The organism is Terrabacter sp. 2YAF2 (genome assembly GCF_052114705.1).
GTDB lineage: Bacteria > Actinomycetota > Actinomycetes > Actinomycetales > Dermatophilaceae > Terrabacter.
In genome coordinates this window covers 67163-78640 of record NZ_JBFRFG010000020.1, presented here as the reverse complement: position 1 = coordinate 78640, position 11478 = coordinate 67163, and the positions used below count along the sequence as shown (strand labels likewise).

Here is an 11478-nt window from a genome sequence, read left to right as displayed (position 1 = left end):
CGATCCGCCGCGCTACCTCCAACGCCGGTAGGCCCTGCTCCAGCAGCCCCAACGCCTGCTGCCGCTGAGCCCAGGAATACGTCCCCGGGATTCCACCCATCGCCTGCCTCCACGCAATCCGTGTTGCGCAGACGATCTGAAGCCAAGCGGGTCCGCTGTTGGGGGAAGTGGGCACTCGAGTGTCGAGTGCTCGGTTCCCGACGAGGTGTGGGCGGGGAAGTGGGCACTCGAGTGTCGAGTGCTCAGTTTCCGACGGGCTCAGGTGGAGTCGCGCACGACGAGGTGGGTGTCGAGGGTGGTGACCCGGGGCGGGGTCTCGCCGGCGAGCAGCCGCAGCAGCGTGTCGGCCATGACGACGCCCATCTCCTGGGCCGGCTGGGCCACGGTCGTCAGCCCGACCTTGCCGCGCGTGGCGTACTTGCTGTTGTCGAAGCCGACGATCGCCACGTCGCCCGGCACGCGCAGCCCCCGCTCCTCCAGGGCGAGCAGCGCACCGCTCGCCATGAGGTCGCTCGCGACGAAGATCGCGTCGACGTCCGGGTAGGAGTCGATGATCGAGAGGGCAGCGCGGATGCCGCCGGCCTCGGTGAAGTCGCCGTGCGCGACGCGGTGGTCGGAGAGACCAGCAGCGCGCAGGGCGTCGCGCCAGCCCTGCTCGCGGTCGACCGAGGCCGGCATGTCCGGCGGGCCGGTGATCGTCGCGATCGCCGTGCGGCCGCGGTCGATGAGGTGCTGGGTGCCGGTGACGGCGCCCAGCCGGTTGTCGACGTCGATGTAGTAGTCGCTGTCCTTGGCCTCGTCACCGATGGGGCGTCCACCGAAGACGACGGGCAGCGATCTGCTGAGCGAGGCGAGGAAGTGGTCGCCGGAGTGGTGCGAGACGACGATGGCGCCGTCGACGTTGCCCCCGAGCAGGTAGCGCCGCGTCTTCTCGGACGGGCTGCTGGGGTGGGTCAGCTGCAGGTTGAGCACGTAGTCGCTGTCGTCGAGCCGGTCGCTGATGCCCTGGACGACGTCGGCGAAGTAGGGGTCGCCGAAGAAGCGGTGCGCGTCCTCGGGCACGACGAGCGCGATCGACATCGTGGCCCGCGCGACGAGCGAGCGGGCGGCCCGGTTGGGCACGTAGTTGAGCTCGGCGATGGCCTTCTCGACGACGGCGAGCACGTCCGGGCTGACCCGCGGCGAGCCGTTGATGACGCGCGAGACCGTGGCCCGGGACACGCCGGCCACCCGGGCGACCTCCTCCAGGGTGGGTCGCCCGACGGGGGTGGCCAGCGTCCCGTCGCTCATGTCGTCGATTCTCCTGCGGATTCGTCGCCGGCACCGCTGGCGTCCGGCTCGGCCCAGGGGGCGGGCAGCCGGCGGGTCGCGATGATCCGGGCGAGGTCGAGTGCGCTCGCCTTGGGGGTGCGCACCTGGGTGTCGTAGTCGACTCGGACGATACCGAAGCGCTTGGCGTATCCCCACGCCCATTCGAAGTTGTCGAGCAGCGACCAGTAGAAGTAGCCGCGCACGGGCACTCCCGCGTCGACCGCGTCGAGGATCGCCCCGAGGTGCGCGCGGACGTATGCCGTCCGGCCGCGGTCGTCGACGAAGCCGTCCTCGTCGGGGGCGTCGTCGAAGGCGGCGCCGTTCTCGGTCACGTGGAGGGCGACGCCGGCCGGCCCGGCATACTCCTCGTGCAGCCGGACGAGCAGGCGGGTCAGGCCCTCGGGCTGGATCTCCCAGTCCATCGCCGTGACGGGCAGGCCGCGCGGGTGGCGGTAGGAGTCGTCCGCGGCAGGGAACGGTGAGCGGGTGAACCGGCCGCCGTTGACGCTGTCGGAGAGTGAGGCGGCGGGCGGCTCGTGGCCGATGGCCTCGCCGTTGTAGTAGTTGACGCCGAGCACGTCGATGGGGGTGGAGATGACCTCGAGGTCACCGTCCATGATGTGGTCCTCGAGTCCCAGGTGACGGACGTCGTCGAGGAGGTCGGCCGGGTAGGCGCCGCGGAAGACCGGATCGAGGAAGATCCGGTTCATCTGCGCGTCGACGCGCCGGGCGGCGTCGACGTCGCGCGGGTCGGACGGGTCGAGCGGGTCGGCCACGGTGAAGTTGAGCGTCAGGCCCAGCTCGAGGGACGCGTCGCGGGCGCGCAGCTCCTGCACGACGCGGCCGTGCGCGAGCATCAGGTGGTGCGCGGCCGCCAGCCCGTCGGCGGGTGACGTGCGCCCCGGCGCGTGCATGCCGGCCGTGTAGCCGAGGAAGGCGGCGCAGAACGGCTCGTTGAGTGTCGTCCAGGTGCGGACCTTGTCGCCCAGCCGGTCGTGGACGGCCAGCGAGTAGTCGACGAAGCGGTCGACCGTCTCGCGCGAGGTCCAGCCGCCCCGGTCCTCGAGGGCTTGGGGCAGGTCCCAGTGGTAGAGCGTCAGCCACGGCGCGATCCCTGCGTCGAGGAGCGAGTCGACGAGCCGCTCGTAGAAGTCGAGCCCCTTCGCGTTGACGGGTCCGCCGTCGGGGCACACCCGGTCCCACGAGGTCGAGAAGCGGTAGGACTGCATCCCGAGCGACTTCATGAGGGCCACGTCGGCGGCATACCGGTGGTAGTGCTCGCACGCGACGTCGCCGGTGTCGCCGTCGACGACGGCACCCTGGGTGTGGCTGAAGGTGTCCCAGATCGAGTCGGTGCGGCCGTCCTCGTGACGGGCCCCCTCGATCTGGTAGGCCGCGGTCGCGACACCGAGGACGAAGTCCTGAGGCACCGGGCGGCTCTGCGCCAGCACGAGATCCGTGGCGGGGACGATGAGGGGCTGGGGGCTACGCGTCTGCGCGGTCATCCCTTGACTGCTCCTTGCATGATGCCGGAGACGAGCTGCTTCCCGGCGAAGACGAACAGGACGATGAGGGGCAGTGCCATGAGCACGACCCCGTTGAGCACGAGGGAGTAGTCGACGAAGTAGGCCGCCTGCAGCTGCTGCAGCGCGACGGGCAGCGTCGGGTTGCCCGGGTCGAGGATGATGAAGGGCCAGAAGAAGTTGGTCCACGTCGCGATGAAGGTGAACAGCCCGAGCATCGCCGCGCCCGGGCGGGCGGCGGGCAGCGCCACGGACCAGAAGGTCCGCAGGGTGGACGCGCCGTCGACGCGCGAGGCCTCGATCAGCTCGTCGGGAAGCGCCTCTTGGAGGTACTGCGTCATCCAGAAGACCCCGAAGGCGCTGACCGCGCTCGGCAGGATGACGGCCCACAGGCTGCCGATCCAGCCGAGCTTGCTCATGACGATGAAGAGCGGCACGATCCCGAGCTGCGTCGGCACGGCCATCGTCGCGATGACGAAGACGAGCAGGCCGTTCCGGCCGCGGAAGCGCAGCTTGGCGAAGGCGAAGCCGGCCATCGCCGAGAAGAGCACGACGAGCACCGAGACCGTGCCGCTGACGAGGATGCTGTTGCCGAGGGCCTTCCAGAACGGGATCGTCGTGACGACGGTGCTGGCGTTCTGGAGGAAGTGCCCGCCGGGGATGAACGAGTACGGGTCCTGCACGATGGCGGCCGAGTCCTTGCTGCCGATGACGAAGGACCACCAGAGCGGGAACGCCGAACCGACGAGCACGACCGCGAGGAAGACGTATGCCGTGGGGCTGGCCTGGGTGCGTCGCACGAGGCGGGCGCCGCGTCGGGGCTTCACGGCGGGGGCGGGGGTCAGGGTCGGGGCGGTCATCGCTGTCCCTTCGAGGCGATCCGGCGGGTGACGAGGAAGTTGACGACCGCGAAGACGACGACGATGAGGAAGAGCATCCAGGCGACCGCGGCCGCGCGGCCGAAGTTCTTCTGCGTCCAGCCGAGCTGGTAGAGGTAGAGGGTCAGCGTCTGCCACTGCCGGTCGGCGCCGCCGAGACCGTACTGGTCGTACATCCGCGGCTCGTCGAAGATCTGCAGGCCGCCGATCGTCGAGGTGATGACGACGAAGATGATGGTCGCGCGCAGCTGCGGGACGGTGATCGAGAAGAAGGTGCGGACGCGTCCGGCGCCGTCGATCATCGCCGCCTCGTAGTAGTCGCGCGGGATGGCCTGCATGGCGGCGAGGAAGATCAGCGCGTTGTAGCCGGTCCACCGGAAGTTGACCATCGTGGCGATGGCGAGGTGGCTCGGCAGGACCTCCTTGTGCCACTGGATGGGGTCGACGCCGACGAGGCCGAGCAGGTGGTTGACGAGTCCGAACTTGTCACCGAAGAGGTCGCTGAAGATGAGGGCGACGGCGACCGGGGCGACGACGTAGGGCAGCAGCACGCCCATGCGCCAGAACGTCCGGGCCCGCAGGCCGCTGTCGAGGGCGGCCGCGATGAGCAGGGCCGCGATGACCTGGGGGACGCTCGAGAGCAGGAAGATGCTGATGGTGTTCTTGAGGGCGTTCCAGAAGTAGGGCTGCGCCAGCACGTCGGTGTAGTTCTTGAGGCCGACGAAGCCGCCCTGGCCGCCGATGAGGCTCCACTTGTGGAGCGAGACCCACGCCGTGTAGAGCAGCGGGAAGAGCCCGACGACGCCGAAGAGGATGAAGAAGGGCGAGACGTACGCGTAGGGCGCGCCCGACTCGTCGAGCTTCGTCAGGCGCCGTCGCCATCTCGACCGCGGCTTCATCGGCGAGCGCTGCACGAACGCCGGGGACTCGGAGGGGTCCGGGTGCGTCGTGCGGGTGGGGGACTGAACGGTCATGGCAGTTCCGATGGTCGGGGGGACGGCTCGGTGCGGGGCGGGGGTGCACCGGGCCGTCCCCGGGTCAGCTGGGTCGGCGGTCAGGTCAGCCGATGGCCTTGACGTCGCCCACCCACTTGTCCCACGAGTCCTGCGGAGAGGTGCCCTGCTCGACGCGGGTCAGCGCCTGCTGCATCGCGTCGTTGATGGCGAAGTAGTGGGTGCCCTTGTACGGCGTCATCGTGACGGCCTTTGCGCGGTCGGCGAAGATCTGGCCGGTCGGGGCGTCATTGAAGGACGCGACCTTGAAGGAGAGCAGGTCGGGGCTCTCGAGGGCCTGCTTCTGGCTCGGGAAGGTGCCGACCTTCTTGAAGGCCTTGACCTGCTGCTCGGGGGCGGTGAGCCATGCGGCGAGCTCCCGGGCCTCCTTCGGGTGGGCGCTCTGCTTCGGCACGGTCAGGTACGAGCCGCCCCAGTTGCCGCCGCCGCCCGGGAAGGTGTTGGCGACGTCCCAGCCCTTGACGCCCTTGGCGTTGCCCTCGATGACGCCGACCATCCAGCCGGGGCAGAGCATCGTCGCGAAGCCGTCCTTCTGGAAGCTGGCCGTCCAGTCGTCGCCCCACTGCTGCAGCTTGGCGGACAGGCCGTCGGTGATGCCGGCCTGGACGACCTGGTCGTAGACCTTCTTGACCTGGGCGTTGTCGGTGGCGGTGATCGAGTCGTCGCTCGGGTTCTCGTAGGCGGCGGGGATCTGGTTGACCATGCCCTGGTAGGTGGCGCCGATGCTGTCGAAGAACGGGACCTTGGACTTGGCCTTGAACTGCTTGCCGGCGGCGAAGTAGCTCTCCCACGTGTTGCCGAAGAGCTTGGCGACCGACTCGCGGTCGCTCGGCAGGCCCGCAGCCTTGAAGAGGTCGCTGCGGTAGCAGATGGCCTCAGGCCCGGAGTCCGTGCCGTAGCCGATGAGGTGGCCGTCGGAGTCGGTGGCGGCCTTGGCCTTCCAGTCGAGCCAGCGGCCCTGGACATCGGCGGAGTTGAGGTCGTTGAACTTGTCGGAGTACTGGAGCATCTCGGGGAGCCAGTCGACCTCGACGGCCTCGACGTCGGCCATACCGCTGCCGGCGGAGAGCCGGGTGAAGAAGTTGTCACGGGCCTCGTTTGAGGTCGCGGCCTTCTTGTGGGTCACCTTGATGTTCGGGTGCGACTTCTCGAACTCGGGGATGAGCTCCTCGTAGCCGAACTGGTTGAAGGTGGCGAGGGTCAGGGTGACGGGCCCGCTCGCACCGCCGGTGCTGCCGGCCTGCGTGGCGGCCCCCTCGGTGCTGGAGCCGGAGCTGCAGGCGGTGAGGGCCATCAGCCCGACGGTGAGGCTGGCGAGAACGGCATGGCGCGAGCGCAGGGTCGGTGCGCCGATCCGGGTGGAACGGGATGTCATGGAGAGCTCCTTTGGTCTCATCCCCAGTGTGGGTGTGGGAGCGCTCTCCGTCGTGAAACGCGGCCGTGAGAGCGCTCTCACGAGGAGGATGGCGGCTCGCGACGGGAGCGGTCAAGTGCCGTGACCATTCCGTGACCTGAACGCCGGGCTCGATCACCGCTAGCGTGGAGGTCCCGGCACTTGCCCGGGCCCTGGCACCTGCGGGAGGCTCCATGACCGTCCACGACGTCGTCGCCATCGGTCGGGTGGGTGTCGACCTCTACCCGCTCCAGCACGGTGTGACGCTCGACGAGGTGCGCAGCTTCGAGAAGTTCCTCGGCGGCAGCGCAGCGAACGTCACCGTCGCCGCCGCGCGTCACGGCAGGCGGGCGGCCCTCGTCAGCGCTGCGGCCGCCGACCCCTTCGGACGCTTCGTCCACCGTCAGCTGCTCCAGCTCGGTGTCGACGACGCCTACGTGCAGACGATCACCGGTGGCCCGCCCACGCCGGTGACCTTCTGTGAGATCTTCCCGCCCGACCACTTCCCGGCCTGGTCCTACCGCTACCCGACCGCGCCGGACCTGCTCATCACCCCGGAATCCCTTCCGCTGCAGGCGATCCGAGAGGCGCGCGTCTACTGGTCGACGCTGACCGGGCTCAGCCAGGAGCCGAGCCGAGCCGCCCATCTCGCCGCTTGGGAGGAGCGCGGGCGGGCGGCGCTGACGGTGCTCGACCTCGACTACCAGCCTGCTTTCTGGAGCGGCCGCGGCGCGGCCCACGACCAGGCCCGCGAGGCGTTGCGCCACACCACCGTCGCCATCGGCAACGTCGAGGAGTGCGCCGTCGCCACCGGCCACGCCGACCCCCAACGCGCGGCGCGGGCGCTGCTCGACCTGGGCGTCGAGCTCGCCGTCGTCACCCAGGGGTCTCGTGGAGCGCTGGCCATGACGCCGAGCGAGCTGGTCAGCGTCCCGGCCTTCCCCGTGCAGGTCGTCAACGGGCTCGGCGCCGGGGACGCCTTCGGTGGGGCGCTCGTCCACGCGCTCCTCGAGGGCTGGGACCTCGAGCGCATCCTGCACTTCGCCACGGTGGCCGGGGCCCTGGTGGCGGGCCGGCTCGCCGGGTCACCGGCGATGCCCACCACGGCCGAGGTGCAGGAGCTGCTGTCGGACGTCGAGGTCGCCGACGAGGCGCGGTGAGCTCCCGGCCGGAAACGAGAAAACCCGCCCCCGCTGGTCACGTCGCCGAACTCGACCAGCGGGAGCGGGTGCCCTTTGACTCGATGACCGACAGGGGAGGAGATCACCGAGTCGCACAGGAGCAACTCACGAGATCGACTATGGGCGCCCGACCTTAAAGGAGACTGGGAAAGCCGTAGCAGTTGGCCCAGACCTCTCGCTGTCCGTGGTGGACGATCAGGGACCAACCCCCATGTTCCGTGCGAAAGGGACGTGACGGCATACGCCAAGGCCCTCAGCGGGCGCCGATGACCATCCAGTCGTCGCGACGCGCCCGCCAGCCGAGCACGACCCCGCGGATCGCCATGAAGGCGGTGAACGCGACCCACAGCACGACGACGTCTCGGGTCGCGGAGCCGCTCGGTCCGGCCGCACGCACGGCGAGGATGACCGGGAGGTAGGCGACCAGGGTGGCGACCTGGCCCCCGGCCAGCCACCGGCCGTCGCCGGCGCCGATGAGAACCCCGTCGAGGACGAAGACGTAGCCCGCCACGGCCTGGCCGAGGCCGACGACGACCAGGGCCGCACCGAGCGTCTCCTGAACTGCCGGGTCGGGCGTGAAGAGCGGCGGGAGGACCGTGTGCAGGGCCGCGATGACGAGCCCGAGGGCGAGCCCTCCCCAGACGCCCCAGCGCACCATCGTCCCCATGGCGAGCCGGACGCCCGCGCGGTCGCCGCCGCCGAGCGCCCGCCCCGTGATGGCCTGGGCGGCGATGGCGAGCGCGTCGAGCGCAAAGGCGAGGAACGACCAGACGGTCATCGCCACCTGGTGGGCTGCGAGTGGCACGTCGCCCAGGGAGGCCGCGACCCACGTCGTGACGAGCAGCGTGGCGCGCAGGGCGAGGGTGCGGACCAGCAGGGGTATGCCGGTTCGCCCGGCCGCGAGGACCCGTGCGGGATGTGGGCGCAACCGGGCGTGCCGGGCCCGCGCCTTGACGAGCAGCACGGTGACGAGCGCGACCCCCATCCCGGTCTGCGCGATGACGGTGCCCCACGCGGATCCTGCGATGCCCCAGTGCAACCCGTAGACGAAGACGAGGTTGAGCGCGATGTTCGCGCTGAAGCCGACGACCGAGGCGACCAGTGGCGTCGTCGTGTCCTGCAGGCCCCGGAGGACGCCGGTGACGGCGAGGATGGCGAGCATGGCCGGGATGCCCAGCGCGGAGATGCGCAGGTAGGTCGTCGCCTGCTCGAGCACGGCAGGGGAGGCGCCGAAAATCGCACTGATCGGGCCGGCCCAGACGGCGACGACAGCAGCCGTGCCGGCGCCGAGCCCGAGCGCGAGCCACAGCCCGTCGATGCCGGCGCTCACCGCGGAGCGCTCGTCACCGGCGCCGAGGTGGCGGGCGACCACGCTCGTCGTGCCGTAGGCGAGGAAGACGAAGACGCCGGCGGCCGTGACGAGCGCGGCGCTCGCGACCCCGAGGCCGGCGAGCTCGGCCGTGCCGAGATGGCCGATGATCGCGGAGTCGGCGAGCAGGAAGAGCGGCTCGGCGATGAGGGCCAGGAAGGCCGGGAAGGCGAGACGGACGATCTCGCGGCGATGGCTCCCAGCGGCCGGGGCGACGCGGCTCACGACGGCTGACCGAGGTGCTTGAGCGCCTCACGCCGCGAGAGCCCCGACAGGGCGGGGTGCCCGGTGACGAAGGCCCGCACCCAGTCGGGGTCGGTGCGCGCATGGTCGCGCAGCGCCCAGCCGATCGCCTTGCGGCTGAAGAAGTCCGGGTCGTCGATGTTCGGCTCGATGACGTCGGTCAGGAGCGACTGGTCGAGGCGATCGCGCGCGCCGACCTGGCAGATGATCGCGGCCCGGCGCACCCAGAGCGAGTCCGAGCCGGCCCAGTCCCGCAGGCGCAGCCCCTCGACCGTCGGGTGGGTGAGCACCGTGTCGCGCACCAGGTGCGTCGCGATGTCGTCCACGACGTCCCACCAGGCGCCGGCCCGGATCAGGCTCTCCCACAACGGCATCGCGTCGCTGTCGACCCACCTGCGATAGGGACGGTGACGCGCGAGGGCGATGGCGGCATACCAGTGCTCCCGGTGGGTGGCCCCGTCCCAGAGGGCGCGGATCGTCGCCTCCCACTGCGCTCGCGACGCCATGGCGAGACCGGGGTCCCGCAGCAGGGGGCCAAGGAGCGCCTTGAGCTGCGGTGAGGTCAGTCCCAGGAAGGGCATGGCTGACCTCATGTAGCGCTGCTGCCCGGCCGCGCGCTCGGCGTCGGCGTGCTCCGCGAGCGTGGCGGTCACGGCGGCGACGAGGTCGCTGTGCACCCCCGGCTCGGACATGGGTGCCAAGGTAGCGCCGTGCCGGGGCAGGCGCGGACGCGGCTCACCCCTTGCGGGCTCGGCCGAGGTAGCCGAAGACCCACGGCCGCATGACCTTGGGCGACGGCGCGTAGGCACACTCGATCGTCTCGATGACGAGGCCGGACTCCTCGATGAGCCGGTCGATCGGCCGCGTCAGGTGGCAGCCGTCGAAGGCCTTCTTCTGGACGGGCTCGAGGAGGCGCTGCCAGCGCTGCACGTGCGGCTCGGGGGCGAGGCCGTGCTCGAGGAAGTGCAGGGCACCGCCGGGACGCAGCACGCGCCGGACCTCGGCGAGTGCCCGGTGGACGTCGGGGATCGTGCACAGGGTGAACGTCGCGAGGACGGCGTCGGCGCTCTCGTCCGCCAGGCTGAGCCACTGGCCGTCGAGGTCGCCGCGGACGATGGGGACGGGGCTGAGTGTGCGGCGGTCGGCGCCGAGCTGCCAGGCGACGTCGGAGGGCTCGACCGCGATGACGCGGGTGACCTCCGGCGGGTAGAGGCCGATGTTGTGCCCGCTGCCGAAGCCGAGCTCGACGACCTCGCCGCGCAGGCCCTCGCAGGCGCGAGCGCGGAGATCACGGAGCTTCTCGTCCTGGCAGCCGAACGCGACGAGCCGCGGGGTGACCTCGGTGGTCCAGATGCCCATCGCTCAGCCGGTGCGGTTCACGCCGGGGTGCCGAAACGCACGGCGTTGCGCTCGCGCGCCCGCTGGCGCTCGACCTCGCGGTCCTTGGGCGGGGCCGTGGTCGTCAGGTGGTCGAGCAGGTGCTGCGTCGCGTGCGCGACCGCCTCGACGGCCTCGTCGAACGCGGCCTGGTTGGCCTGGCTGGGCTTGGTGCTGCCGCTGACCTTGCGGACGTACTGCAGCGCGGCGGCACGCACCTCGTCCGAGGTGGCAGCAGGCTCGAAGTTGTGGAGCTGTCGGATGTTGCGGCACATGTCTCGACTGTATGTCGCCACCTCGACGGGCGGCGCGTATGCGGACGGTCGCCGTCCCGCGGTCGGGCGCGGTGACGTCGGGCGCGGTGAGAGGGTGGGCCGATGGAGGTCCTCGTCCTGCCCACTGCCGCCGATGTCGCCCGTCGGGCGGCCGGCATCGTCATCGCCGGCCTCGGCGCCGCCCGTCGTGCCGAGCCCGTGATCGGGCTCGCGACCGGGTCGTCACCGCTGGGGCTCTACGCCGAGCTCGCCGCGGCGGTGCGGGCCGGGAGTCTCGACCTCGATCGCGCCCGCGGCTTCGCGCTCGACGAGTACGTCGGGCTGCCGGTGGGTCACCCGCAGTCCTACCGCGAGGTGCTGCTGCGCGAGGTCTGCGCACCCCTGGGCCTCCCGCCCGACCGTCTTCGGGTGCCGGACGGCTCCGGCCGGGACGAGGAGGCGCTCGTCGCCGGTGCAACCGAGTACGAGCGACTGCTCGCCGCGGCTGGTGGTGTCGACGTGCAGATCCTCGGCATCGGGGCCAACGGCCACCTCGGCTTCAACGAGCCGGGGTCGGCGCTGTCGTCGAGAACCCGGGTCAAGCGGCTGTCGGACCGCACCCGGCACGACAACGCCCGTTTCTTCGACGGGATCGAGGACGTGCCGACCCATTGCGTCACGCAGGGGCTCGGCACCGTGCTCGACGCGCGCCGACTCGTCCTCGTGGCGTCCGGCCCGGGCAAGGCGTCGGCCGTCGCGGCTGCGCTCGAGGGTCCGCTGTCGGCCTCGTGCCCGGCATCGGTGCTCCAGTGGCACGCCGATGCGACCGTCGTGCTCGACGAGGCAGCAGCCTCGGGCCTGCGCAACCGGGACTACTACGACGCATCGGCGGCGGGCCTGTAGGACCCGGCCACACGGCATACGTCGTCCACCGGC

At 71.0% G+C, this 11478-nt stretch carries 11 protein-coding genes; 2 read left to right on the top strand and 9 right to left on the bottom strand.

The genetic code is table 11. From position 1 onward, the window contains the following. Positions 1 to 258: 258 nt before the first annotated feature. From AB4030_RS18670 to AB4030_RS18650, 5 genes are all read right to left on the bottom strand, one after another. Complete coding sequence (locus AB4030_RS18670) at positions 259 to 1290, bottom strand: LacI family DNA-binding transcriptional regulator (RefSeq protein WP_442280714.1); 1032 nt, start codon at positions 1288 to 1290, stop codon at positions 259 to 261. Then, positions 1287 to 2816 carry a GH1 family beta-glucosidase gene (locus AB4030_RS18665; protein WP_442280713.1) on the bottom strand — a complete coding sequence of 510 codons (1530 nt, stop codon included), beginning with the start codon at positions 2814 to 2816 and terminating at the stop codon, positions 1287 to 1289. The genes AB4030_RS18670 and AB4030_RS18665 overlap by 4 nt, the downstream gene beginning before the upstream one ends. Further along, positions 2813 to 3694 carry a carbohydrate ABC transporter permease gene (locus AB4030_RS18660; RefSeq protein WP_442280712.1) on the bottom strand — a complete coding sequence of 294 codons (882 nt, stop codon included), beginning with the start codon at positions 3692 to 3694 and terminating at the stop codon, positions 2813 to 2815. Before AB4030_RS18660 ends, AB4030_RS18665 begins: the two co-directional genes overlap by 4 nt. After that, positions 3691 to 4686: a carbohydrate ABC transporter permease gene (locus AB4030_RS18655; protein ID WP_442280711.1), complete on the bottom strand. Its 996-nt coding sequence runs from the start codon at positions 4684 to 4686 to the stop codon at positions 3691 to 3693. Before AB4030_RS18655 ends, AB4030_RS18660 begins: the two co-directional genes overlap by 4 nt. A gap of 85 nt (positions 4687 to 4771) precedes the next feature. Beyond that, entirely contained in the window at positions 4772 to 6100 is a 1329-nt protein-coding gene (locus AB4030_RS18650) for an ABC transporter substrate-binding protein (RefSeq protein WP_442280710.1), read from the bottom strand. Positions 6101 to 6312: 212 nt separating this feature from the next. On the opposite strand from AB4030_RS18650, the gene iolC reads away from it, so the two are divergent. Next, positions 6313 to 7278 (top strand): 5-dehydro-2-deoxygluconokinase, encoded by a 966-nt coding sequence (gene iolC / locus AB4030_RS18645; protein WP_442280709.1) that lies wholly within the window; start codon positions 6313 to 6315, stop codon positions 7276 to 7278. A 274-nt stretch (positions 7279 to 7552) separates the two neighbouring features. Here iolC and AB4030_RS18640 read toward each other — a convergent pair whose 3' ends face one another. Genes AB4030_RS18640 through AB4030_RS18625 form a run of 4 tightly spaced genes read right to left on the bottom strand, consistent with a single transcriptional unit; the run spans position 7553 to position 10563 of the window. Further along, positions 7553 to 8893 carry an MATE family efflux transporter gene (locus tag AB4030_RS18640; RefSeq protein WP_442280708.1) on the bottom strand — a complete coding sequence of 447 codons (1341 nt, stop codon included), beginning with the start codon at positions 8891 to 8893 and terminating at the stop codon, positions 7553 to 7555. Continuing rightward, positions 8890 to 9603, bottom strand: coding sequence for a DNA alkylation repair protein (locus AB4030_RS18635; RefSeq protein WP_442280707.1), 714 nt, complete (start codon positions 9601 to 9603; stop codon positions 8890 to 8892). The genes AB4030_RS18640 and AB4030_RS18635 overlap by 4 nt, the downstream gene beginning before the upstream one ends. A 43-nt stretch (positions 9604 to 9646) precedes the next feature. Beyond that, the gene (locus AB4030_RS18630; RefSeq protein WP_442280706.1) at positions 9647 to 10270 is read right to left on the bottom strand and encodes a class I SAM-dependent methyltransferase; all 624 of its coding nucleotides are present in this window, start codon (positions 10268 to 10270) and stop codon (positions 9647 to 9649) included. A gap of 17 nt (positions 10271 to 10287) precedes the next feature. Beyond that, positions 10288 to 10563: a DUF2277 domain-containing protein gene (locus tag AB4030_RS18625; RefSeq protein ID WP_442280705.1), complete on the bottom strand. Its 276-nt coding sequence runs from the start codon at positions 10561 to 10563 to the stop codon at positions 10288 to 10290. Between the two features lie 102 nt (positions 10564 to 10665). On the opposite strand from AB4030_RS18625, the gene AB4030_RS18620 reads away from it, so the two are divergent. After that, a complete protein-coding gene (locus AB4030_RS18620; protein WP_442280704.1) occupies positions 10666 to 11445 on the top strand; it encodes a glucosamine-6-phosphate deaminase in 780 nt (259 codons plus the stop codon). The last annotated feature ends 33 nt before the right edge of the window (positions 11446 to 11478 follow it).